This window comes from Bhargavaea beijingensis, assembly GCF_900101985.1.
Classification (GTDB): Bacteria; Bacillota; Bacilli; order Bacillales_A; family Planococcaceae; genus Bhargavaea; species Bhargavaea beijingensis.
Genome location: NZ_FNAR01000022.1, coordinates 1 through 22,749, shown reverse-complemented (window position 1 = coordinate 22,749; position 22,749 = coordinate 1). Strand labels below are relative to the sequence as shown.

At 55.0% G+C, this 22,749-nt stretch carries 24 protein-coding genes; 7 read left to right on the top strand and 17 right to left on the bottom strand.

Annotated elements, in window-relative coordinates:
• Positions 1 to 14: 14 nt before the first annotated feature.
• The 5 genes from BLT01_RS12810 to BLT01_RS12790 form a co-directional block, all read right to left on the bottom strand.
• Entirely contained in the window at positions 15 to 563 is a 549-nt protein-coding gene (locus BLT01_RS12810) for a PCYCGC motif-containing (lipo)protein (RefSeq protein ID WP_092098389.1), read from the bottom strand.
• 339 nt (positions 564 to 902) lie between these two features.
• Positions 903 to 2,285 (bottom strand): class II fumarate hydratase, encoded by a 1,383-nt coding sequence (fumC, locus tag BLT01_RS12805; protein WP_092098387.1) that lies wholly within the window; start codon positions 2,283 to 2,285, stop codon positions 903 to 905.
• Between the two features lie 264 nt (positions 2,286 to 2,549).
• Positions 2,550 to 2,984, bottom strand: a complete 435-nt coding sequence (locus tag BLT01_RS12800; RefSeq protein WP_092098385.1) for a hypothetical protein — start codon at positions 2,982 to 2,984, stop codon at positions 2,550 to 2,552.
• A 302-nt stretch (positions 2,985 to 3,286) separates the two neighbouring features.
• Positions 3,287 to 4,570, bottom strand: coding sequence for an ABC transporter permease (locus BLT01_RS12795; protein ID WP_092098383.1), 1,284 nt, complete (start codon positions 4,568 to 4,570; stop codon positions 3,287 to 3,289).
• Positions 4,560 to 5,258 (bottom strand): ABC transporter ATP-binding protein, encoded by a 699-nt coding sequence (locus BLT01_RS12790; protein ID WP_092098381.1) that lies wholly within the window; start codon positions 5,256 to 5,258, stop codon positions 4,560 to 4,562. Before BLT01_RS12790 ends, BLT01_RS12795 begins: the two co-directional genes overlap by 11 nt.
• 208 nt (positions 5,259 to 5,466) lie before the next feature.
• Here BLT01_RS12790 and BLT01_RS12785 point away from each other — a divergent pair, with 208 nt between their 5' ends.
• On the top strand, positions 5,467 to 5,904 hold the full coding sequence (locus tag BLT01_RS12785) for a GtrA family protein (RefSeq protein ID WP_176765154.1): 438 nt from the start codon (positions 5,467 to 5,469) through the stop codon (positions 5,902 to 5,904).
• Here BLT01_RS12785 and BLT01_RS15080 read toward each other — a convergent pair.
• From BLT01_RS15080 to BLT01_RS12770, 3 genes are all read right to left on the bottom strand, one after another.
• Positions 5,901 to 6,248, bottom strand: a complete 348-nt coding sequence (locus tag BLT01_RS15080; RefSeq protein WP_143020598.1) for a hypothetical protein — start codon at positions 6,246 to 6,248, stop codon at positions 5,901 to 5,903. The two genes, BLT01_RS12785 and BLT01_RS15080, sit on opposite strands and share 4 nt — an antisense overlap.
• Positions 6,249 to 6,558: 310 nt before the next feature.
• Positions 6,559 to 8,133, bottom strand: a complete 1,575-nt coding sequence (locus tag BLT01_RS12775) for a flotillin family protein (protein ID WP_092098375.1) — start codon at positions 8,131 to 8,133, stop codon at positions 6,559 to 6,561.
• A gap of 56 nt (positions 8,134 to 8,189) precedes the next feature.
• Complete coding sequence (locus BLT01_RS12770) at positions 8,190 to 8,732, bottom strand: NfeD family protein (RefSeq protein WP_092098373.1); 543 nt, start codon at positions 8,730 to 8,732, stop codon at positions 8,190 to 8,192.
• A 278-nt stretch (positions 8,733 to 9,010) separates the two neighbouring features.
• Here BLT01_RS12770 and BLT01_RS12765 point away from each other — a divergent pair, with 278 nt between their 5' ends.
• Positions 9,011 to 9,211 carry a cold-shock protein gene (locus BLT01_RS12765; protein ID WP_008297547.1) on the top strand — a complete coding sequence of 67 codons (201 nt, stop codon included), beginning with the start codon at positions 9,011 to 9,013 and terminating at the stop codon, positions 9,209 to 9,211.
• 55 nt (positions 9,212 to 9,266) lie between these two features.
• Here the strand turns inward: BLT01_RS12765 and BLT01_RS12760 are convergent, their stop codons facing one another.
• Both BLT01_RS12760 and BLT01_RS12755 read right to left on the bottom strand, forming a co-directional pair.
• Complete coding sequence (locus BLT01_RS12760) at positions 9,267 to 9,488, bottom strand: hypothetical protein (protein WP_092098371.1); 222 nt, start codon at positions 9,486 to 9,488, stop codon at positions 9,267 to 9,269.
• A gap of 35 nt (positions 9,489 to 9,523) precedes the next feature.
• Positions 9,524 to 9,964, bottom strand: coding sequence for a MarR family winged helix-turn-helix transcriptional regulator (locus tag BLT01_RS12755; RefSeq protein ID WP_092098369.1), 441 nt, complete (start codon positions 9,962 to 9,964; stop codon positions 9,524 to 9,526).
• Between the two features lie 163 nt (positions 9,965 to 10,127).
• Here BLT01_RS12755 and BLT01_RS12750 point away from each other — a divergent pair, with 163 nt between their 5' ends.
• Together BLT01_RS12750 and BLT01_RS12745 are read left to right on the top strand one after the other, a co-directional pair.
• Positions 10,128 to 10,625, top strand: a complete 498-nt coding sequence (locus BLT01_RS12750; RefSeq protein ID WP_176765153.1) for a CarD family transcriptional regulator — start codon at positions 10,128 to 10,130, stop codon at positions 10,623 to 10,625.
• A gap of 280 nt (positions 10,626 to 10,905) precedes the next feature.
• Positions 10,906 to 13,020 carry an MMPL family transporter gene (locus BLT01_RS12745; protein ID WP_245696934.1) on the top strand — a complete coding sequence of 705 codons (2,115 nt, stop codon included), beginning with the start codon at positions 10,906 to 10,908 and terminating at the stop codon, positions 13,018 to 13,020.
• A 60-nt stretch (positions 13,021 to 13,080) separates the two neighbouring features.
• Here BLT01_RS12745 and BLT01_RS12740 read toward each other — a convergent pair whose 3' ends face one another.
• From BLT01_RS12740 to BLT01_RS12715, 6 genes are all read right to left on the bottom strand, one after another.
• Entirely contained in the window at positions 13,081 to 13,527 is a 447-nt protein-coding gene (locus BLT01_RS12740) for a hypothetical protein (RefSeq protein ID WP_218123201.1), read from the bottom strand.
• A 17-nt stretch (positions 13,528 to 13,544) separates the two neighbouring features.
• Positions 13,545 to 14,987: a polysaccharide deacetylase family protein gene (locus BLT01_RS12735; RefSeq protein ID WP_092098363.1), complete on the bottom strand. Its 1,443-nt coding sequence runs from the start codon at positions 14,985 to 14,987 to the stop codon at positions 13,545 to 13,547.
• A 143-nt stretch (positions 14,988 to 15,130) separates the two neighbouring features.
• Positions 15,131 to 16,051: a DMT family transporter gene (locus BLT01_RS12730; protein ID WP_092098361.1), complete on the bottom strand. Its 921-nt coding sequence runs from the start codon at positions 16,049 to 16,051 to the stop codon at positions 15,131 to 15,133.
• A 61-nt stretch (positions 16,052 to 16,112) separates the two neighbouring features.
• A complete protein-coding gene (locus tag BLT01_RS12725; protein ID WP_245696933.1) occupies positions 16,113 to 16,523 on the bottom strand; it encodes an HIT family protein in 411 nt (136 codons plus the stop codon).
• Positions 16,524 to 16,620: 97 nt separating this feature from the next.
• A complete protein-coding gene (locus tag BLT01_RS12720) occupies positions 16,621 to 17,088 on the bottom strand; it encodes a hypothetical protein (protein WP_092098359.1) in 468 nt (155 codons plus the stop codon).
• 49 nt (positions 17,089 to 17,137) lie between these two features.
• A complete protein-coding gene (locus BLT01_RS12715; protein ID WP_092098357.1) occupies positions 17,138 to 17,767 on the bottom strand; it encodes a pentapeptide repeat-containing protein in 630 nt (209 codons plus the stop codon).
• 248 nt (positions 17,768 to 18,015) lie between these two features.
• Between BLT01_RS12715 and BLT01_RS12710 the strand changes: the two genes are divergently transcribed.
• The 3 genes from BLT01_RS12710 to BLT01_RS12700 all read left to right on the top strand — a co-directional run bounded on the left by BLT01_RS12710 (position 18,016) and on the right by BLT01_RS12700 (position 21,531).
• On the top strand, positions 18,016 to 19,161 hold the full coding sequence (locus BLT01_RS12710) for a zinc-dependent alcohol dehydrogenase (protein ID WP_092098355.1): 1,146 nt from the start codon (positions 18,016 to 18,018) through the stop codon (positions 19,159 to 19,161).
• Between the two features lie 267 nt (positions 19,162 to 19,428).
• Positions 19,429 to 20,211 (top strand): RsiV family protein, encoded by a 783-nt coding sequence (locus tag BLT01_RS12705; protein ID WP_092098353.1) that lies wholly within the window; start codon positions 19,429 to 19,431, stop codon positions 20,209 to 20,211.
• A gap of 180 nt (positions 20,212 to 20,391) precedes the next feature.
• Positions 20,392 to 21,531: a CAP domain-containing protein gene (locus BLT01_RS12700; protein ID WP_092098351.1), complete on the top strand. Its 1,140-nt coding sequence runs from the start codon at positions 20,392 to 20,394 to the stop codon at positions 21,529 to 21,531.
• A 43-nt stretch (positions 21,532 to 21,574) separates the two neighbouring features.
• On the opposite strand, the gene BLT01_RS12695 is transcribed toward BLT01_RS12700, so the two are convergent.
• Complete coding sequence (locus BLT01_RS12695; protein WP_092098349.1) at positions 21,575 to 22,138, bottom strand: superoxide dismutase family protein; 564 nt, start codon at positions 22,136 to 22,138, stop codon at positions 21,575 to 21,577.
• Between the last annotated feature and the right edge of the window lie 611 nt (positions 22,139 to 22,749).

Below are 22,749 nucleotides of genomic sequence, written 5' to 3'. Positions count from 1 at the left end.
GCCCCGCTTCCCCCTCACGCCGGCATCGGCGTCGGGGTTGGCTCTGCATAGCCTTCGTTATAGGTTTCATCGATCGTCTCGCGGATTTCCTTGAGCGACTTGCCGTCCTGTGCCATCTTCACGGATTCCACCGCGATTTCCAGGCAGACGAGGCAGCGCGTGCCGTGGTCATCCCAGACAACCGACCCGTCTTCACGAACCTCCGAGATAAAGCAGTTCATGTTGCTTTTATGTCCGGCGCTATCCCCGCAGCCGCAATAGCATGGCATCCATTCCAGAATGTCCGTCGCGGAACCCGCCACTTGATACACAAGCTGCATGTCTTCCGGCTTGTCGGCGAGGAATGAAGGCAGTTCCTCCGCGGATGCCGTCACTTCCTGCAGGTCGCCATTTGGCAGAACGGTCTGGCCTTCCTTCACTTCCCGGTCAGTTGGAGCGGCATGGTCGTGCCCTTCATGTGTTGCTTCGTCTTCATGGGCTTCGCTCTCCCCCGCCGCGTCGTTGCCGCATGCAGACAAAACGAGCCCAAGCGCTGCAAGTATATAGATGAACCGTTTTTTCATATGGAATCACTCCTTTGCGTACCACTATACCGGAATCTGCAGATGGATGCTGTGAGCAAAAAGTGAAAACAGCCGGACAGCCCACGTTCCGGAATTTTTGGCAATCCGGTTTCGTCATTCACCGGTTTGATTTCGTCATTCGGCTTTCCGGTTTCGTCATTCCGCTCCGCAGTTTCGTCATTCGCGAAGGGGCGGGTGACGAATGGCGAAACCGCAGGCTTGAATGACGAGACTGCAGCCACGAATGACGAGACTCCCGGCCCGAATGACGAAACCGTATCTCCCCACATTCAAAATTGAAAACAGCCGGGGATCCGAGTCCCCGGCTGCATCCATTCATTATCGTCCGATCATTTTTGACGGAACGACCCATTCATTAAACTGCTCTTCTGTCAGAAGGCCGGACTTGATGGCAGCTTCTTTCAGTGTCGTGCCTTCCGCGTGGGCGGTCTTCGCGATTTTCGCCGCGTTTTCGTAGCCGATGTGCGGGTTCAGGGCAGTAACGAGCATGAGCGAGTTGTCCAGGAGTTCCTGGATCTTCTCATGGTTCGGCTCGATACCGACCGCGCAATTGTCGTTGAAGCTGATGATTGCATCCGACAGCAGGCGCACCGACTGGAGGAAGTTGTAGGCGATGACCGGCTTGAAGACGTTCAGCTCGAAGTTGCCCTGGCTTGCGGCGAATCCGATCGTCGCGTCGTTCCCCATGACCTGGGCGACAACCATTGTCATGGCTTCGCTCTGTGTCGGGTTGACCTTGCCCGGCATGATGGAGCTGCCCGGCTCGTTTGCAGGGATTGTGATTTCGCCGATGCCGGAGCGCGGGCCGCTCGCCAGCCAGCGCACGTCGTTCGCGATTTTCATGAGGTCCGCCGCGAGCGCTTTGATCGCGCCGTGCGTGAAGACGGCTTCGTCATAGCTTGTGAGCGCGTGGAATTTGTTTTCCGCGGACGTGAACTCGATACCGACCTGTTTGGAGATCTGTGCCGCAACTTTGTCGCCAAAGCCTGCAGGCGCGTTCAGGCCTGTGCCGACTGCCGTGCCGCCGATTGCAAGTTCTTTCATCTGCTCGACTGCCGTTTCGATCATGACACGGTCTTTTTCCAGCATGCGTACCCAGCCGCTGATTTCCTGGCCGAGTGTGAGCGGTGTTGCGTCCTGCAGGTGCGTACGGCCGATCTTGATGATGTCGTCGAACTGCTTGGCTTTCTCATCAAGCGTCGCCTTCAGCTTGTCGATCGCCGGAAGAAGATCGCCCAGAACGGCAACGACCGCGGAAACGTGGAGCGCTGTCGGGTAGGTATCGTTCGACGACTGCGACTTGTTGATGTCATCGTTCGGGTGGAGGCGGTCTTCCTCGCCCCACTCTTCAAGCAGCTGGTTGCCGCGGTGGGCAAGCACTTCGTTCATGTTCATGTTCGACTGCGTGCCGGAACCGGTCTGCCAGACGACGAGCGGGAAGTTGTCGTCGAGCTTGCCTTCGATCACTTCATCGGCCGCCGCCGCGATCGCTTTCGCCTTTGCACCGGACAGGTTGCCGAGCTCGTTGCTTGTGATCGCTGCCGCCTTTTTCAGGTTGGCGAATGCACGGACGACTTCCATCGGCATTTTCTCCCAGCCGATTTTAAAGTTCTGCTTGCTCCGCTGCGTCTGCGCGCCCCACAGCTTGTCCGCAGGTACCTGGATCTCGCCGATCGTATCGCGTTCAATGCGGTATTCCATCATTCCTCATCCTTTCGGGTCTGCTGAAATTCAATCCTTCTCTATTTTGCTACATTTTCGGGGAAGAAACAATAGAAGGCATGCAGAGAGAAGGGCCGTCGTCGAAGAGGTATCAGCCGCCGTGTTTATCCGGTGAGACGACGAACCCGCATAAATAAAGGACTCTCCGAATACGATCTATCAAGCCGCCCGACCCCACCGGCGGGCAGGCTTCAACCATGCAAACGGGCAGCTGATCTGTGTCAGCTGCCCGTTCTCTGTTTACTATTCAAAAACAAATCTGGGTTCATAATCCGCAACCACTTCGTACACTTCATTCATCGTGAAATAAAGATGATGCTCCACATCCGGAAAATCCTTGCTACTCATCCACGGCAGTTGATCAAACCACCGGATTAAATCCGAGTTGAGTACTTTATAGAAGCACTCCTTTTCCTTGTTTAAACCGATCGCTCTTGCATCCGCTTCTTGCATGGGTTTCACTAAATCATTTCTCGGACCTTCGGCAGTGTATCTAAACGTCCAGACAACGTCATGGATCTGGGACATTTGATCATAGATGACCCGGACTTTATTTCCCTTGAGATCTTCCAAATAGATGGTCAATCCCTTTCCGTTAATCTCTATTCTCGTCTGACAAACGTCGTTCCTCTCTAAATTTGTGACTGGTTGCCAGGCTTCTAACACCGGCGTGTCCAATTCATCGCCCCCTTACGATGTTGATGGCATTGGAAATTACTTAGTCATTAAATCATCGCTAATTTTTGCTGAAACGGTTCTTAACGGTGAATCCAATTGGTGCATCACTATAAATCTCACATCCAGGAAAACCATTGTTCTCTTCGGCAAATACAACAGAAGATAATGCAATCGAAAGGAGAAGATCGAATAATCCGATAAATACTCTTTCGTTCACGGCCAGCCCATATTCCCATAATAATCTTGAAATAGCAATGTGTTTTTTGAAAATTCCTTATTGAAACTTACTTTCTTTCGACCACTCAAAGCTCATGCCGAAGCGCACCGATCACATCCGTTTTGGTCGCTTTGCGCGCAGGACGCCAGCCGGAGATCATGGCGACGGTCAATGAGATGGCGGATGCAATCAGGACAAGCTGCCACGGGATGACGGAGAACGTCACTTCGAATGAGTCGCCCGTTTCCCCGCCGAGCGCTGCGTCCACAATAATCGGCAGAACCGCATTCGCCGCAAAACTCACGCCATAAGAGATCACCACCGCAATGACCGTGCCGACGAGCCCGATCCATGCGCTTTCCATCAGGAACAGCCGCTGGATCAGTTTCGGTCCGGCACCGAGCGCTTTCATCACACCGATCTCCCGCGTCCGCTCCGTCACCGCCATCGTCATCGTGTTGAAGATGCCGATCGAGGCAATCAGGATCGCAATCGTCCCGACAAAAATAAGACCCGCTTTCAGCGCCAGGAAGAACACGTCAATCTGTTCGATCTCCTCGGAAACTGAATAAACCGCGTACCCATCATCCTTAAGCGCCTGTGTGATGGACTTTACGTTGGCCAGATCGTCCGCATAGACGTTCACCTGGCTGTTGGTGAACGGCATGTCTTCCTCTTCGGACCGATCCTTGGAGGCTGCCGCGTATGCCGACTCCATCTCTTCCATGAACGATTCATCCAGGTACAGGTACCCGTCGAACGCCCAGTCCTTGCCCGGTGCCTCTTTGACGCCGACGATGGTGAACGGCCAGGCTGCCGATGCGTTTTCATCATTCCTGCCTTCGAATGAGAACGTGAATGTTTGTCCGATGACTTTCCCCTCATAGGTCGCCAGTTCTTCGCCTTCCTCCAATTCCTTGCTTTCATCAATCAGTTGCTCGGCAAATTGGGATCCGACAATCACCTCGCCCGGCTTTTCGGGAAAACGCCCTTCCGCAAGCTTGAAGCCGGAGGCCTGTTCATCCTTAAAGTCTGTGAAGTATGTGTTCATGCTGCCGGTATGGCCCTCCAGTTCGCCCAAAGCCATCGGCACCAGCTGCTTGCGGTGGACGACCGTCTCGACATGCCCGATCTTCTTCATCGCATCGGTTTTCGCGTCTGTCATGTCTTCGCTGTACACTTCGATCTGCGTCACCATCTGGTTCGACAGGATGTCGTCCTTGATCGTCTTCTGCAGCCCGAAGCCGACCGATGCGAGAACGATCAGGAAGGCCGTGCCCATCGTCGCGGCCAGCACCGTCATGAACACCCGGAGCCGGTTCCGCCGGATGTGCTGGCGGACAAATGCGATCTGGTCCTTAAACGACATGGCGGAGGCCCCCTTCCGTGAGCTCTCCGTCGTGCATCCGGTACTGGCGGTTCGCGATGGCCGCCACCTCGTCGTCATGCGTGATGATGACAAACGTGATGCCGTATTTCCGGTTAAGCGACAAAATCAGGTTCAGGATATCCTGCTCGGTTTCGGAGTCGAGGCTTCCCGTGGGCTCATCCGCGAAAATGACCGGCGGCTCCGTGATGAGCGCCCGAGCAATCCCGACCCGCTGCTGCTGTCCGCCAGACAGTTCGTTGGGATAATGCCCGCGGATCGCCGCCAGGCCGGTGCTCTCCATCAGTTCCTCCACTTTCCGCTTCCGCTCCGGCGCCGGCACGCCCTTAAGCGTCAGCGGCAGCTCGATGTTTTCGAACGCCGTCAGCCCGGGCATCAATTGGAAGTTCTGAAAGACAAACCCGAACCGCTCCAGCCGGAACGCCGCCCGCTGCGCTTCGTTCATCGCGGTAAGATCTGTTCCGTCGACGAGCACCCGTCCCGTATCCGGCTGCAGGAATCCGGCAAGGATATGCAACAGCGTCGACTTCCCCGAACCGCTCCGTCCGACGATCGACACAATCTCCCCATCCTTCGCCTTCAAAGACAATTCTTTCAGGACGGGCACTTCCGTCTCTTTCCCCTTCTTGCCGACCCGGAACGAGTGGGACAGCCCCTTCACTTCGATCATGTTCATTCCTCCAATAATGAGTGCTGACTTCAGTATAGAAGGGAAACCTGAAGGAAAAGCGAGGGGGAAAGTGAAGATTTTCTTAAGGTCCGGCGAAAAATCACCAACTGTCCGGGAAATATCATTAAGATGCCGGGAAATATCATCACCCCGCCCCGGTTCACCCGGCAGCGGTAAGGGTATGGGACCTATGAAAGGAGGTGCGGCCATGAAGAGAATCCGGAAAGAGACGTACCGCACCTTCAGCTGGTTCACGCTGTCGGCCATCGCCTCATTTACCATCGATATCGGCCTGTTCTGGGTGTTCTCGAAGTGGCTTAAGGAAGACTCGCCGGTCATGTATATCACATTTGCGACCGTCATCGCCCGTACGATTTCCGCAGTATTCAACTACACCGTCAACCGGCGTCTCGTCTTTCAATCCGGGTCAAAAAATTCTTTCTTGAAGTACGCGGCGCTCGTCCTGTTCAACATGGCCGCTTCCGCCGCATTTGTCACCGTTCTTCATTTCCTGTTCAGGTTCATCAACGAAACGACCCTGAAAGTGCTCGTCGACTTCGGCCTGTTCATTGCCGGTTTCCTGATTCAGCGGGCGTGGGTGTTCGCGGGGAAGCAAGGCGACCGCCTGTCCGAAAAAGGCCATTAGAAAATCATCAAAAAAAGCCCCTGCCCGAAAATGATTCTTCCGGAGCAGGGGCGGATGGTTTTTGGCATGTTAAACTTAATGGACAGCGATACGGTTTGCAAAGGGTGGTCTGCCCACTCCCCGCGAGAGGGGGTGAGGCCTTTGTCCATATATGAAGCGCTAATGTTCGCAGTTACTTTCGCGGCGCTATGCGTGGCTATTATGGAATCAACGAACAAAAAATGACCCCCTGCTGAGTTCGCCGCTCGATAGGTGAGGTCATTTTCTGGATGATCCTTATTACGGGCAGGCCTCAGTTGCACCGTTCGCTGGGCCATCCGGTTGCAGCCGGATGGCTTTTTCATGCGTCTGATTCCTTTGGTTTCAGTATACCACCGCGACAACTTTTTTCAAACGCTCCCATTCAATCACCTCGGACGTCCGGCAATTCAGGAAAACCTTCTATATATAGTACGCACTTTCACGCCATTCAGAACCCAATTTTTCAATAGCGCACTCGAGCAGACTCGGCTTCCGGGGAATTTAAAGCTTTAAAAATGGTATGCATCTCCCTGGCGAAGGCTTTTATCCGCTATCTTATTCTGACGATCAGGGGATAAACTAAACCCGGATCCCAAGCCTCCGAGAAGGCCGGGTCCGGGTTCATTGATTTCATCAAACTTCCACCTGCTCCGCGTCTTCCGTCGGGGATTCCTCATCCACTGCAACGGACACAGGTGCTTCCTCTTTCTCCCGCTTTTCCTTCATCTCGAATGCGATGTCGTCCAGACTCGGGCGCAGGTTGTGCTTGCCGGAGTAGTTCTCAAGCATTTCCTTCACGTCGATGCCGGAGCTCGCCTTGAGTGATTCCTGCAGGCTCGTCATGAGGCCGGTGGCGTAGCCTGCGACGCGGTTGGCGCCGCCGCCTTCGCCGCTTCCCGTGTCGACGACCGTCAGCTTGTCGATGTTGCCGATCGGGGCCGCGACGTTTTTCGCGTATTCCGGAAGCATCCGGACGATCATGTCGAGCACCGCAGCCTGGCCATACTGCTCGAATGCTTCGGCAATCTTGCGCTTGGCTTCCGCCTCGGCAAGACCTTTCAGGCGGATGACGTCCGCTTCCGATTCACCCTGCGCTCGCTCGGATTCGGCCTTCGCGATTCCGTCGAGCCGGATCTTTTCGGCATCGGCCTTTGCGCGGGCTTCGATGCGGTATTTCTCGGCATCCGCTTCGGCAAGCTGCTTCGCCTTTTCCGCGGCCGCGCTCTGTTCGACGGCATAGCGGTCGGCGTCCGCCTTTTTCTTGACCTCGGAGTCGTACTGGCGCTCTCTTCGCTGGATTTCCTTTTCCTCGAGCTCGATCTGCTTCTGGCGCTCAATGATACGCACCTGCATCTCCTGCTCGGTGACTTCCTGCTTGGCGCGGGCGGATTCCAGCTCGTACGCCTGGTCGGCGCGAGCCTTTGCGACATCCTGTTCACGCCGATATTCCGCAACCTTCAGCTGGTTTTCCTTCTCGGACTCGGCGATTTCCGTCGCGCGGAACAGTTCCGCCTGCTTGGCTTCCTTGTCGGCCTCGGCCCGCTTGATGCGAGTTTCCTTTTCCGCTTCCGCCGTCGCGATATCGGCATCGCGCTTGACCTGTGCAATCCTCGGCTTCCCGAGCGAGTCGAGGTAGCCGTTTTTATCACGGACGTCTTTAATCGTGAAGGAAACGATGACAAGCCCCATTTTCGCGAGATCATGCGAGGCGACGCGCTGCACTTCCTGGGAGAATTTATCGCGGTTCTTGTAGATTTCCTCGACCGTCATCGACCCGAGAATCGAACGGAGATGGCCTTCCAGCACTTCCTTCGCTTCGTTCTCACGGTCTTCCTTTGCCTTGCCGAGGAACTGCTCGGCGGCCGTCGCGATCTCGGAGATCGAACCGCCGATCTTGATGATCGCCGTTCCGTCCGCCATGACAGGCACGCCCTGCTCGGTGTACACTTCAGGTGTTGTCACCTCAAGCTTGCTCGACAGCAGGCTGAGCGGTTCCGCCTGCTGGAAAACCGGGAAGACGAACGTACCGCCGCCTCGGATGATCTTGATCTTGTTCCCTGATTCATCCGTGTGCACATTTTTCGTACCGAGATAACTTCCCGTGACAATCAGCGCCTCGTCCGGCCCCGCGGTGCGGTAGCGCGTCACGTACACGCCGATGATGGCCAGAAGCACGAACGCGACAATCCCAATTGCAATCCAAACCATTTTTACAGCCCCCTTTTAATTAAACCCAAACATGCGAATAAATGGTGGAGAAAGGTTCAGGACAGCTCTTTGAACCGGAACGGTTCGTATTCCTTCACGATGAGCGTGCCTTCCAGGATCTCGATGATCAGCACTTCCCTGTCGTAGTCGATTGCGGCATTTTCCAGGCCAGCCGCCCGCTTGGAAATGAGTCCGTTCACCGTTTCAATGACGACCTCGCCGAACCCGTCTTCCGGAACCGGCGTGATCACGCGGCCAACCTGGCCGAGGAGCGATTCCTCGGTATAGGCGGTCGAGGCCTCAGCGGACCGCAGCGGAAGAAGGACAAAGAAATAAAGAAGAAACGACAGCACCGCCGCAATCGCTGCAGACACAGTAAGGATCAGGGCACTTCCTAGCTCCGTCACATTTTCGAAAATGAACCCGGAAGCCGACAAAAACGTCATGAATGCCAGAATCACCGCCGGATTCAGGAGAGGCAATGCCTCCCCGGCACCGTCTGCCACATCTCCGAAAAACAGGTACAACACGGTCGCAAGCCCGGCAACGACCAGTACGGTCAGGTAAAGCTGCTCCACCGCAAGCCCGAACACGACCACCTTCTCCACCCCCTCTGTTTGCTTATTTGTAATACGTGACAAGGATTTAAATGGTTTCAATTTTTTCTCAATTTATTCAGAAAAGAAGACAGAGGTCTGTCTTCTCAAAACTCTTCGGCATTTCACTTGCAATGATCTGGGTGGGCTGTTATGATGTAGAAGAATTATTTTTGTTCGGCAATGACGTTCGGGTGGAATTCACTTCATCCTGACACATCAAGACTTGAGCAAGGATAGTAACACACGTGTGCCAGGTGGCACGCAAGGAGGAAACAAACATGGAACAAGGTAAAGTAAAATGGTTTAACGCAGAAAAGGGCTTCGGTTTCATCGAGCGCGAAGATGGCGACGATGTATTCGTACACTTCTCCGCTATCCAGCAAGACGGGTTCAAGTCCCTTGATGAAGGTCAAGAAGTAGAATTCGAAATCGAAGAAGGCCCACGCGGTCTTCAAGCTGCGAACGTCGTAAAAATGTAATCCATTTAACGACTACTAAAACGCCGTCTCCTCCGGGAGACGGCGTTTTTTGGTTTCACCACGGATTGGCGAGCAGGAACCCCATCAGCAGCAACGCCACGATCAGCAGGTTCCATCCCCGCTTTTCCCCTTCCTTCGGCCGGATGACCCGGTAGACGAAGGCTAACGCAAACGCAAGGAACATAAAGCGGAACAGATCACGGTTGAAAATCGATGCCACAAAAATCACCAAAGCAATCCCGAAAAGAATCTTTTCGGCTGCCGACAGATTCTCCACCTGGATTCCCCTCCTGCTTTCTTTGACTCTCTCCTTTACGATTCCCTGTTTTTCAATCCCCAATCCATTGCAAGGATCGCTTTGAGCGCCGCCACCTTATCGGTCCCGATCGCCTCGGCGATCCGGGCCTCCAGTTCCGCTTTCAGCTCTTCATTGTTCTCATAGCACTTGTACCCAAGTTCCGTCAGGCGGACACGCTTCACTTTTCTATTCCGCTCATCGTCAGACACTGCGACGAGCCCCTTTTCCAACATTTTCCGGATCAGTTTGTGGGTCGCCTGGCGGGTGATGTCAACCTGCCGGCTCACTTCGGCGATGGTCGGCTCCCCGCTGCCGATTCTTGTCATGACAAACCATTCCGAGTTGGAAATCGCGACGTCCCCGCGTTCATTCCACAGTTCCTCGGCAATGCGCCGAAGCCCGAAATGACGCTCTCCCAGCAGATCGATCAAGTCCAGGCCGCTCATTTCCTGCATCCTGACCCTTCCTCTCCATATCCGGTTTCTTAACGGGATTATCATGACAAGCATCGGTCTGATTGTCAACCGGTCTGATTGTCAACCGATTTGACAATCAGACCGGTTAAGGTTACAATGAATGTAAACTTAGTTGACAATATGCCATGAGGAGGCCATGCGGATGTTTGAGATCGGTGATGTGGTCATCTATTCCGAGCACGGACTGTGCAAAATCGATGACATTTGCAAGAAGGATCTGTTTGGCGAGACCCGACTTTACTATGTACTCCATCCCATTGGAGAACAGACGCTGAAAATCAGCACGCCGGTGGACGGCAAGAAAAAGCGGCTCATGCGGACAATGAACCGCAAGGAAGCCGAGGAACTGATGGACGTGTTCGGAAGCCGGGGCATCGACTGGGTGGAAAACCCGAAACAGCGGGCGCGTGCTTACCAGAGCCTTGTACAGTCGGGCGACCGCCAGAAGATCGCGGAAGTCACCGGCGCACTCATGGACAAAAAACTCAACACCGATCAGAAAATCTATGACCAGGACCGCAAGCTCCTGAACCATGTCCAGACGATTTTGTTCAGGGAGCTTTCGATGGCGCTCGGCATCTCGGTCGAAGATGTGGCAAACCAGGTGGAAGAGCGCATCCTGGCGGCCACCCCACAATAATCATGATCCATAGACGCATCCCGGAAACGGGGTGCGTTTTTTTGCGGGAGCGGGGAATCCTGCGAAAGATCACCATCACCGCGCGAAAGATCAATAACCCCTCGTGAATGATCAATAACACCTCACGAAAGATCAGAACCCTCCTTGTCACGGTTACGATATGCCTCCATCCGCTTTTCAATCCCCCTGCCCTTCCCGCACGACAAACCCTCTTCCTTTCATGTAAACTATTGGAGAAAAATAATCTATGTTTGACCTGAAAGGAAGAAGCCTTTTGCGCATGTTTGCGAATCTCGTCATCCGGTTTCCGAAATGGATTATTGCGCTCTGGATCGTGATCGCCGCCGTTATGGCGTTCCAGGCCATCAAGCTGCCGGGGGTCCTGGAAGGGGACGGCTTCCGGATGGACGGCGAATATGAACAAGTGGCCGAACGGCTGACCAAGGAGTTCGGCCTGCCGGCGGAGACGATGTTCCTCGTCTTCGAGGACATGACCGATGAGGAAATCAAAACGGCGGTGTCGGATGTGGAAGACCTGGGGCTTGCGGAGGACATCGTGTCCCCATTGGAAGATAACTCCCTCCATACCGAGAACCTCTCCTATGCCCTTCTCCATTTCGAAGAAGACGCGGACATGACTGAAGCGGTGTCAGCCATCCAGGAAACCGCCGATCATGACGGCGCCGTCCTCACCGGCGGCACCGCGATCAGCGAAGATATCAATAAAGCGAGCCAGCGCGACCTGGTCAAGGCGGAAACGATCGGGCTGCCGATTGCCCTGATTGTCCTGCTGCTCGCGTTCGGATCGGTCGTCGCGGCACTTGTGCCGTTCTTTGTGGGGGTCGCCACGATCATCACGACATTCGGCACGATGACGCTGATCGGACAGTCGATGGACCTATCGATCTTCATGCTGAACATCGTCCCGATGCTGGGCCTTGCCCTCAGCATCGACTTCTCGCTCCTGTTCATCAACCGATACCGCGAGGAGCGGAAAAAGCAGCCGGTTGATGAAGCGGTCCGGACGACGATCCTCACCGCGGGGCGGTCCGTCCTGTTCTCGGCGTTCTGCGTATTCATCGGTCTCGGTGCCCTGTTCATCATCCAAATCGACCTGTTCAAGAACATCGGTGTCGGCGGCATGGCGGTCGTGTCACTGGCCGTCCTGTCATCACTCACGCTCCTGCCGTCAATCCTCCTCGTCCTCGGCGATCGTCTGAACAAGTGGACGATCCTCAAGGTGAAGGAAGGCGCGAGCGGCTGGCGCAAGTTCGCGGAGCGCGTCATCAGGCGCCCGGTGCTTATCACGATCGGCGCCCTCATTATCCTGGGCGTCTGCATGATCCCGGTGAAAGACATGGAGCTGACGATTCCTGAGATGGACTCGCTCCCGTCCTCCAATGACACCCGTCAGGCGTTCGAGAAGATCGAGGACGAGTTCGGCCTCTCGAACTCCACTGCCTACATCATCGCCGAGCGCGAGGGCGGCTGGGAAGATGAGGATGGCATCCGTGAAATCGAGAAGCTGCAGGATGCCCTTCTTGACGACAGCCGCACGGACGAAGTGTCCACCATCTTCACCGAGGGGGAGATCGAAGACGCCGACACCTGGCTGCAGGCCACGCAGATGCCGGAGACGGCCGCTGCCGTTGAACCGCTCCTTGATTCCTTCATCGAAGGCGACTCTCTTCTCGTTCCGGTCACACTGAAGCCGGAAGGCGCGTCGGCCGAAGCCCAGAACTGGGCGCGCGACTGGGCAGAAAAGGACACCGAGTGGAACCTGTCAGTCGGCGGCTATCCGAAGTTCAACCAGGAAATCTTCGATGAGATCTGGGACAAGATCGGCTATGTGCTTGGAATCATCATCGTCTCGACGTACATCATCCTCATGATCGCGTTCCGCTCCGTCCTGATTCCGCTGAAAGCGATCATCATGAACGTCATCGGCCTGTCCGCGGCGTTCGGCGCGCTCGTCTACATCTTCCAGTACGGCCACTTCGGCCTGGAAGCCGGCACGATCGCGCTGATCATCCCGGTGCTCGTTTTCAGCCTCGTCTTCGGACTCAGCATGGACTACGAAGTGTTCCTCATCTCGCGCATCCAGGAGGAATACACGAAGGACTTCGACAACGACCGCGCGACCGTCGAAGGCCTTTCCGTGACCAGCAAGATCATCACGTCCGCGGCGCTCATCATGATCGTCCTCACCGGCGCTTTCGCGTTCACGGAAGTCATGCCGGTCAAGCAGATCGGCGTCGGCATCGCAATCGCCGTCGCCATCGACGCCACCATCATCCGCCTCCTCCTCGTACCGAGCCTCATGAAACTGTTCGGAAAATGGAACTGGTGGATGCCGTTCCGCAAAGGGCCTTATAAGGGCGGGAATTGGCATTGAGTTGAATAACGGTATGAGAAAGGCGGCTGCTCCGATGGGCGGCCGCCTTTTCCATTGTGTTCATATTTGTGATGGGATTCTCACGAGGACATAATGCTTTGTCCACATCTCCGTACTGACAATGAGGCGCTCATCGTCTTTTTCAAAGAACAGCCCGCTTCCTTCTTTCTCTGTGAAGCTCCATCCTTTACCGTCTAAAAATGCAATGATTTTATCGTCAATGCCTTCCATCCCACTCTTGGTGAGCTCCATGATGTACCATATCCCATCACCTTTTCTTGATATCTCCACCAAGTCCTGCTCAGACGCATTCATTTTTTGGATGGCTTCTCTCGGTGTCACGGACTCTATCGGCAGTGAAGGATAATGCCATTTGTTCATAAACCCTATAGAGGCAACGGCTGCAATCACGCCTATCAGTAACCATCGTATTTCCAAGTACTCCCTCCATTTGCGCTTCATAATTTCAGGGATAAATAACGGTAAGGACATGCGGCTGTCTTCCATTGGAGCAGCCGCATTGGTTATTTTCCGGAAGCCTGCCTGCTGCCAAAGTACGGCCCGACCCCTGCCTGCCCTTTCCATTCCAGCAGCTGGGAGACCGTCACGAACTCATAGCCTTCCTGTTCGAGCGCGCTCAGGAGGTCCGGCAACGCATCGGCGGTTGTCGGGTGGATGTCGTGCATCAGAACGATTGCACCAGGTGATGCCTGCTGGAGAATCGTCTGCCGGACGGTCTCGGAATTGCGGTATTTCCAGTCCAGCGAGTCCACCGACCAGAGGATGATCGACTGTCCGGTCTCGTTCATGTAGTCGATGACGCCCTCATTGTACGCACCGTACGGCGGCCGGAAATGGTTGACGTCCACTCCCGCCGCGTCTTTGATGGTCTTGGTCGTTCCGGCTATTTCGTCACGGATTTTCGCAGCGTCCGCCTTGGAAAGATCCGGATGGCTTCCGGAGTGGTTGCCGATCTCATGGCCGGCCTTCGCCACTTCCCTGACAAGGCCCGGGTAGTACTCCGCCTGGCTTCCCAGCATGAAAAAGGTCGCTTTGGCGTTATGGTCCTTGAGTGCCTGCAAGATTTTCGGGGTGACGGCGGCGCTTGGGCCGTCATCGAATGTCAGCGCGATGTACTTGCCGTCCGGGTCAAGTTTCAGCTGTTCGCGTTCCCGGATCGCGTCCAGTTCCCGGACCTGCTCTTCTGGCATCGCCAGATATGATTGGATGCTTTTTTTCAGGAAAACCGCAATTTTCTCGATCGGGATATCCAGTTCCATTTCCCCTGCGGCGCCCGCCGCGATTTCATATTCATCCCAGTACAAGGTGAAATGCCCGTTGTCGATTGACCATTTCCAGTTGTCCGGATCTCCCATCACTTCATTGAAAAGGGTTTCGTCCACATAAAGCTGCCATTCCTGATTGCTTTGCAGCCCTTCCCAGATGATTTCCTTTAGCTGATCAATGTTTTCCCCGTCCAGTTCCAGAGCATCGCCCAGTTCGAGGAGACGGCCGTTCGTCATGTCCAGGTTAAAAACGTTCACCTTGTTTTGTCCGTTGGCACCCCCGGTGATTGAATAAGAGCGGAATACCAGGCTATAGAAGTTCTCCGACATCCGGTTTGTTTCGACTTGAATGTTGAGATGCGCCCTCATGGTGTCGTCCAAGGACTCTTTGGATATTTCGACTTCTTTGAGAAACGCTCCTTTCTCACCGTCGATCCACTGATTGATTGACTCATTGATGGCCTGATGCTCCGTTTCAGGCTGGCTGATGGAATAGGTATAGTGATCCGTTTCCTTGGTCAGCGTATGGAGGTCAAGCCCGGGATACTTACTGATAGTCGTTACGTTTTCTGCCGATTTGCGGAGGCCCGCAGAATCAAAAAGCTGTATAACCCCGGCCACAATCAAAATCATCGCCGTTCCGATGACGACCCACGCAGGGAACTTTAATCGTTTAATCACAAGAAACTTCCTTTCACGAAATGCTAAGACTCCCTAAGGATACAGGAAAAACCTCTTTTGTAACATAGACATTACAAATATTTCACTACTGTTTCACCTTTTGTTCAAAAAGAAGACAGTTGTTCCCCAAGGGCGCAACTGTCTTACTCACTTTTTATAGAATCCTGTTTTTTCGAAAGAGCCAACAGCAGAATCATCCCGATGATGCTGGCTGTGCCCAGCCACTGATAAAAGCCGAACGGTACGCCCAGCCAGAAGACAGTCGTCAGCACCGCCGCCAGCGGCTCCAGGCTGCCAAGAAGACTCGTTTCCTTCGGTGCCAGGTTCTGGAGGCTTTCGATGTAAAACCAGAACGCGATCATCGTACCGAAAATGATGACGAAAGCGATGTAGCCGAATGCTTCAGTGTTCAGTCCCGACAAGTCGATCCGCCAAGGAGGATGGATGAAACTCAGCGCCACTCCGCCGATGACCATCGCCCAGCCGACAATGACCAAAGAGTCGAACCGTGCAAGCAGCGGAATGGCGTATAGTGTGTAAAAGGCGAGAGACACACCTGAGAGCACACCCCAGATGACGGCCGGCGCCGGAACGGACAGGCCGGAAAGCGACCCGTTCGTCAGCAGAAGAAAACAGCCTCCGAGCGCGAGAATGACTGTTGCCAAGTCTACCCGGCGGAATACAGCCTGCCTGCGGAGGACCAGGTAAACAATGATCATGACCGGCGCCAAGTACTGGAGCAATGTCGCCACCGCGGCATTGCCGTGCCGGATGGAAGCCATGTATGTATACTGGACCGCCAGCATGCCGAGAAGCCCGAACACGATGAGTTGGATTCCTGTCCGCTTTTCTTTCCAGACACCGATGATCTGGGAGCGGTCCTTCATCAGATATTGGACAGCCAAAAGAAGCAGCCCCGCAATGAGAAGCCGGGTCGTGACGAGCCAGTTGATGTCGATTCCATACTGCTGGAACAGCTTTTGCGCGACGGTGCCGCCGACGCCCCACAATGCCGCTCCCGTGATGACAAGGAAAAACCCTGTTTTTCTTGAAGTGTTGCCCATCGTGCTCCCCCCCCCCGTATTTCTCTTTTAAAAAGACGCTTCCGGGATACGGAAGCGCCCATTAACCTTGTTTGTTTACGGGGGCCTGTCTTATGTTGTCATGGCTTTTCAGCCAATGCCGGATTCCTTTTCCCGCGTACGGTTCATCAGCAAATCTCGGAATGACATGAAGGTGGGCGTGCGGGATGTGCTGGCCCCCGGTCCCGCCGGCATTCCACCCGATGTTGTAGCCATCCGGCGAAAATTCCCGATCAAGCAGCTTCTTCGCTTCCTTCAGCAGATCCTGTGTTGCCTGCCACTCCTCGGGCGTGAGGTCGAATACCGTCCCGCGATGGGCTGCCGGGACGATTACCCCGGAGCCTTTCAGCACTTCCTGCGGCATCGTCAGGAATCGGCAAAGGTTATTTTCCAGTACGATTTCCTGCCCTTCCATCAGGGAAAGGTCGCAGAACGGACAGTGTCCGCCGCTCACTGATCCACCTGGTAGAACACCCAGAAACTAAGCAGGACGACGAGGATGACGAGAATGAAGATTGTGAGGAATACAATGACGAACTTTTTGCCATCCATTACATGGCGCCTCCCGATTTCAGGCGGAAGCCTTCTTCCTTCAAGTACAGGCGTGCTTCCTTGGCGGAGTCGAACCCTTCTTCAAGGTTCTCCCCATAATACAAGTTGAAGTAGCCGTTCTCTTCTTTCAGATGGAGTTCGATGCCTTCACGGTTCACCCACGCTTCATTGACCGGTTCGCCAGCCGGGTCGGCTGAGAGGTAGCGGATCGATTCGGCGATCACTTCTTCCAGCTCGTCCTCCGAGAAGTCACGGATGTTGATAAACCCTTTTTTGTCCGCCTCGTATTGGGGCAGTTTGCCGACGTAGACAAAGCCGTTGCCGTTTTCATGCAGGTGGCGCACGACGATCTTCTTCTCATGGAGCGATTCTTCGTAATGGTAGTTCACGCGCCCCATCGATACTTCCTTCCGGGTCAATTCCGGGAAGTTCGCGATGATGGCTTCTTTTTCTTGAAAACTGAGCATGCTAAACACCTTCCTTGTCTCTTTCTGTTCTATCCAGCATTCTCGCTGCTTATTCTTCCACGACGAGCCCGAACGTGCGGGCAAAGCCGATTGCCTGCTCGCGCGTCACTTTGCATCCTGCAAGTTTTGACGGCGTCACGGTGATCCGGCTGAATTCCGCTTTGGTCAGGTCGATGCCGTTAAGATCCGTATCGAGAAAGCTGATGTCATCGAGCCGGTTTTTGCCGAATGCGACGGCTTTCAACGAACAGCCGACGAAATCGGCCGACTCCAGCTCGCAGCCGCCGAATGCGACATTCCGCAGCTTCGAGAAGTTGAAGCTCGAATAACGTCCTGCGCAATCCGTGAAACGCACGTCCTGTAGCATCGATTCGCTGAAGACGGCACCGGTGAGTTTCGTTCCCCGGAATTCACATCGGTGCAGCGAAGACCGGGAAAAGTCCGCGTTCGACAAGTCGCACCCATCGAACACGACATCCATCAATTCTGAGGCAGGTGCGCGGAATCCGCGGAAATCGGTTTTCCTGAACACGACGCCGTCGAAGATGACCCGGCCGCCGGCAATCGCCTGTCCGCCCTCCACACAGGATGCGCGAATGGACGAATCCTCTTCTTCGAATGCGCCTTCCCAGGAGAATTCCGGCAATCCTGCCGCCAATTTCGGCGCACGGATTTTCATATCGTTCACCTCGTCCACCACTCGGCGAAGAGGACAAACAGAATCACCACGCAGATTGCGAGAACGTAAAACCACATCGGGACACTGTCCATTCCGAAAATCATGCGCTTTCCTCCCAGGCCCGCAATTTGCGGGTTTTCATGTTCCAAGTATACCTGTCCGCCAGCTCCTTCGCACCCCCCGGCGTTTACCCGGACCGGAAAGCGGAAACTATTAAGGGAGACATCCCCAAAGGAGGCGTTCGACAAATGAGAGCAGTGACATTCCAAGGCACAAAAGACATCCAGGTCAAGAACGTGGAAGCCCCCAAAATCGAAAAAGACGACGACATCATCCTCCGCATCACCTCCACCGCCATCTGCGGATCGGACTTGCACATTTATGCAGGCTCCATCATGACCCGTCCCGGATACGTCATCGGCCACGAACCGATGGGCATCGTCGAAGAAGTCGGCCCCGCCGTCACGAAAGTCAAAAAAGGCGACCGGGTCGTCATCCCGTTCAACGTTGCCTGCGGCGAATGCTGGTACTGCACACATGACATGGAAAGCCAGTGCGAACACCCTGACAGTAACCCGACGCCGGGCACCGACTTCGGCGGCTACTTCGGCTATACAGAAATGTTCGGCAACCATCCGGGCGGACAGGCTGAGTACATGCGCGTGCCGTTCGGCAACTTCCTGCCATTCGTCATCCCGGAATCTGCCGAAGTTCCTGATGAAGCGGTCCTCTTCATGTCGGATGTTCTCCCGACCGCCTATTGGAGCGTGCTCCACTCCGGCGTGAAAAAGGGCGACACGGTCATTGTCCTGGGCAGCGGACCGATCGGCCTCATGACCCAGAAGTTCGCCTGGATGATGGGCGCCAAGCGGGTGATCGCCGTTGATCATGTGCCGTACCGGCTGGCCAAGGCGAGAGAAATGAACAAGGCTGAAACGGTCACCTACCGAGACCCGGAAGAGACCGGCAACTATCTCAAAGAACTCACATCCGGCGGCGCCGATGTCGTCATCGACTGCGTCGGAATGGACGGAGAAAAGACCGTTCCGGAAAAGGTGCAGCACAAGATGAAACTCCACGGCGGTTCGCTCACCGCGCTCCGTACTGCCCACCGCGCCGTGCGGCGATTCGGCACCGTCCAGCTGACCGGCGTCTATGGCCTGTGGTACAACGCCTTCCCGCTCGGGCGATTTTTCGAGCGCAACATCACGATCAAGTCCGGCCAGGCGCCCGTGCCCCACCTCATGCCGGAGCTGTTCAGGATGATCACCGAAAAACAATTCGACCCGACCGAAATCATCTCCCACATCGTCCCCCTCGAGGAAGCGCCTATTGCGTACAAGACGTTCTATGAACATGGGGATGAATGCACAAAAGTCATCCTGAAACCTTAAGCGGTCCTATCATTGAAAGGCTTCCCTGAGTGCGGGGAGGCCTTTTCTTTCCGAAAAGTATTCCGCTTGAATTGATTGTTGGTCGGGAGGTTGATAAGAACCCCATTTCCATCCGAGATATTTTCACAAACCCCGCATCCTTGCATGCTTTTGTCATTTCCCCTCCCTTCAGGCGCAAATCAATGGTATACTGTACGAGTTATTAGGGGGGTCGCCCGAACATATAAAAAACAGGCGGCCAAAAAATAGAAGGGCTGATTTACATTTATGAAAACGCGAATGAAGCGGCCCGGCTGGCCAGCATGGACCCTATCGGCCATGCTGGCCCTTACCGCCATGCTTGGAATCGCCTTTTCGCAGACCGGTAAGCCGGATGGGATCGGCGAAAACCCGGCTATCGCGGACGCGGCCGTAACGAAGGAACTTCCGGAAACTCCCGGCCTTCAGCTTCAGACGGTTACGGAACAGACAAAATGGTATACGATGGACATCAATATGGTGACGGCGGATCATCAAGGAGTAGAAAAGCCGATCACCAAGTGGATCGACGAGCAGAAAGACCTTTTTGAAGACAGTGTCGATGAATATAAAACTCTGCTTGCAGACGGCGAGCGGGCCCAACTCAGGCTGACAGCGGAAAAGCTGCCCCATCACGGCAGTCTCTACAGCCTGCTCTACACGTCGTATCAGTACACCGGCGGCGAAAACGGCACGATGAAGATCAAGCCGTTTAACATCGATCCTTCCGAGGGCCGAATCGTTGAACTGGCGGACCTGTTCGATCTCGAACGTGACGGCCCGGTTCTCCAGAAAATGGTGAAAGAGCACCTGCTGGAGCAGAAACAGCTGAAAGACAAACTCTTCAACGACTTGCTTGCAATGGCGCTGAACGATCCGACCTCCTGGAAATGGGCAATCCGCAATGACCGGCTCTCGATTTATTTCGACGAATATGAAGTCGCGGTTGGAGCCGCAGGCGTCGTCCGGGCGGATCTCCCGCTGGATGAAGTGCGCGATTTCCTGAAAGAAGAATATACCGGACGGCTTTGACCGTCCGCCTTTTTCCAAGACCCCGATCGGGTCTTTTTGTTTTCTTTTGAAAGGAACATCCTCTTCATGGTTGCTGTCCTTATCATAAAGACTTTTTGTGGCACCCGGGATTTATTATGCCTTCATGCATGAACAGGATGTCCGGGTGGTAAAATGGAAAGATAAAGGAGGTGATTGTGCATGGTGAGACGGTTGTTCGGACTGATTCTTTTTGCCGTCCTGGTCTTTCTTGCCCGCCCGCTCTGGGAAGAACCGCTGTCCCGCGTCGTCGATCTGTCATTCCTTGACCGGGCAGACAAGCTGATTGCAGACATCGGCGGGCAGCCAGCGGTCGATCTGGCCATCGGCAAGCTGAATGAAGGCGCCAATTCGCTTTATGCGAAGTTGGAGCAGTCCGTCAAGGACGAGCGTGCCCACCAGTCTTCCGGCGCGGAGGCTGAAAAGCCGGAGCTCGAGCGGCCGGAGTCCGTTCCGATCACCGTGCACAATATCGGAATCGGGGACCCCCGGGAGCTTGTCCAGGCAGAGCTCGGTGAACCCGCCCGCTCCACGACGAACGAATACGGCACCGAATGGCACGCCTACCATGACGGCTACCACAATTTCGCGATGGTGTCATTTGACGGTGATGGCCGCGTGAATGGCCTGTACACCAACCAGGACATCATCGCCTCCACGAGCGGCATCGCCTACGGTTCCCGGAAAGCTTCCGTCCGGGCGGAATACGGGCGCCCGCTCGACCGCATCGTCAAAGGGCGCAGTGCTTTTCTGATCCAAAGCAACGGCGAGTACGACGTGTTCGAGATCGACAACAGTTATGTCACCGTCTTTTATGATCTCCACCGGAACGATACCGTCACCGCCGTCCAAATCATCGAAAAGGAACTCGAGCAGGCGCACGGCGCCCTTTACGGAGCCGCAGATCCCGAATTGAAGGAAGGGTTCGAGCGCCAGCTGTTCGACCTGACGAACGCCGCGCGAGTGGCGCACGGCTATGGGGTCCTCGACTGGGACGGGCGCACTGCCGCCACTGCGGTCAAGCACAGCGAGGACATGGCGGTGAATGACTACTTCGCCCATGAAAACCAGCAGGGCCAATCGCCGTTCGACCGGATGGCGGAAGACGGCATCCAGTTCCGGGGCGCCGGAGAGAACCTCGCCTACGGCCAGCCGAGCAGCATCTTCGCCCATGAAGGGCTCATGAACTCGCTCGGCCACCGTAAAAACATCCTGAACGAAGACTTCCGCATGCTCGGCGTCGGTGTCGCCTTCAATGGAGAAGACCAGCCATACTATACGGAGAACTTCCTGTTTAAATGAGCATATGAAAACCGCACGCGGCCGGCGTGCGGTTTTTGCTTGGTTATTTTTTGTTGAATGCTGCGCAGGCGATGCGGGAACCCGAATTTCCTGCCGGGTCTGTCTTGTAGTCATCCGGTCCTTCATGGACGACGACCGCACTGCCGTCCTCATCCAGCAAGTAGCCCGGATGGCCCTCCTTCAGGGAGATATACTGTGAAACCGTTTCGAGATCGACCTTGCCCTCATCGTCCACTTCAATGTTCGGCAGATCTCCGGCATGGAAGCCTTTCGGGTTTTCAAACCCATGCTGTTTATGTTCCGGGTTCAAGTGGGCCCCCGCGGACTTGAAGTCGGGCGGCGTGCAGTCGCCCTTTTCGTGCACATGAATGGCCTTGGTTCCGGGTTCAAGCCCCTCCGCCGTAATCCGGATGCCCGTTCCCTGCTTGTCTCCTGTCAGGAGGACGGTTCCGACCGTCTCCCCTTCGGTATTGATCAGGTCCGACTCTACTGCGGTGGTGACTCCCTCGCTCATGACCGGAATCTTTACCTCTTCCTCGCCCGTCTGCATGCCGCATCCGGCAAGCACTGCAACTGTCGCTGCTGATGCGTATATCCATTTCTTCATTTCAATCATCCTCCTTCTTCAGGAGGATGGTCAACGCGGCGAAAAGGTATTCATCGGAGGGGCGGCGTCCGACTGGGACCGTTTAGCTGTAGTGGTTATATTGCATTTCCTCGCCCCATGTTGCATTTCCGCACCCCATATTGCATTTCCGCGTCCCATAGTGCAATCTCCCGACCCATGTTGCATTTCCGCGTCCCATAGTGCATTTCCGCGTCCCATAGTGCATTTCCCGACCCATGTTGCATTTCCGCGCCCCATATTGCATTTCCGCGTCCCATAGTGCAATTTCCCGACCCATAGTGCAATCCCCCAACCCATACGGCAATCTCCCGACCCATAGTGCAATCCCCCAACCCATACGGCAATCTCCCGACCCATATTGCATTTCCGCGTCCCATAGTGCAATCTTCCGACCCATATCGCATTTCCGCACCCCATATTGCATTTCCGCGTCCCATAGTGCAATCTTCCGACCCATAGTGCAATCCCCCGACCCATACGGCAATCTCCCGACCCATATTGCATTTCCGCGTCCTATAGTGCAATCTCCCGACCCATCCAACACCACCGCCAACATCCCCGGATCCAAAAAGCACCCGCCCCCAAGGGGA

Coding starts and splice junctions, on each gene's coding strand:
- BLT01_RS12810 (WP_092098389.1), bottom strand. CDS start 563: ATGAAAAAACGGTTCATCTATATACTTGCAGCGCTTGGGCTCGTTTTG.
- fumC (WP_092098387.1), bottom strand. CDS start 2,285: ATGGAATACCGCATTGAACGCGATACGATCGGCGAGATCCAGGTACCT.
- BLT01_RS12795 (WP_092098383.1), bottom strand. CDS start 4,570: ATGTCGTTTAAGGACCAGATCGCATTTGTCCGCCAGCACATCCGGCGG.
- BLT01_RS12790 (WP_092098381.1), bottom strand. CDS start 5,258: ATGATCGAAGTGAAGGGGCTGTCCCACTCGTTCCGGGTCGGCAAGAAG.
- BLT01_RS12785 (WP_176765154.1), top strand. CDS start 5,467: ATGAAGAGAATCCGGAAAGAGACGTACCGCACCTTCAGCTGGTTCACG.
- BLT01_RS15080 (WP_143020598.1), bottom strand. CDS start 6,248: ATGAAAAAGCCATCCGGCTGCAACCGGATGGCCCAGCGAACGGTGCAA.
- BLT01_RS12775 (WP_092098375.1), bottom strand. CDS start 8,133: ATGGTTTGGATTGCAATTGGGATTGTCGCGTTCGTGCTTCTGGCCATC.
- BLT01_RS12765 (WP_008297547.1), top strand. CDS start 9,011: ATGGAACAAGGTAAAGTAAAATGGTTTAACGCAGAAAAGGGCTTCGGT.
- BLT01_RS12755 (WP_092098369.1), bottom strand. CDS start 9,964: ATGCAGGAAATGAGCGGCCTGGACTTGATCGATCTGCTGGGAGAGCGT.
- BLT01_RS12750 (WP_176765153.1), top strand. CDS start 10,128: ATGTTTGAGATCGGTGATGTGGTCATCTATTCCGAGCACGGACTGTGC.
- BLT01_RS12745 (WP_245696934.1), top strand. CDS start 10,906: ATGTTTGCGAATCTCGTCATCCGGTTTCCGAAATGGATTATTGCGCTC.
- BLT01_RS12740 (WP_218123201.1), bottom strand. CDS start 13,527: ATGGAAGACAGCCGCATGTCCTTACCGTTATTTATCCCTGAAATTATG.
- BLT01_RS12730 (WP_092098361.1), bottom strand. CDS start 16,051: ATGGGCAACACTTCAAGAAAAACAGGGTTTTTCCTTGTCATCACGGGA.
- BLT01_RS12720 (WP_092098359.1), bottom strand. CDS start 17,088: ATGCTCAGTTTTCAAGAAAAAGAAGCCATCATCGCGAACTTCCCGGAA.
- BLT01_RS12715 (WP_092098357.1), bottom strand. CDS start 17,767: ATGAAAATCCGTGCGCCGAAATTGGCGGCAGGATTGCCGGAATTCTCC.
- BLT01_RS12710 (WP_092098355.1), top strand. CDS start 18,016: ATGAGAGCAGTGACATTCCAAGGCACAAAAGACATCCAGGTCAAGAAC.
- BLT01_RS12705 (WP_092098353.1), top strand. CDS start 19,429: ATGAAAACGCGAATGAAGCGGCCCGGCTGGCCAGCATGGACCCTATCG.
- BLT01_RS12700 (WP_092098351.1), top strand. CDS start 20,392: ATGGTGAGACGGTTGTTCGGACTGATTCTTTTTGCCGTCCTGGTCTTT.
- BLT01_RS12695 (WP_092098349.1), bottom strand. CDS start 22,138: ATGAAGAAATGGATATACGCATCAGCAGCGACAGTTGCAGTGCTTGCC.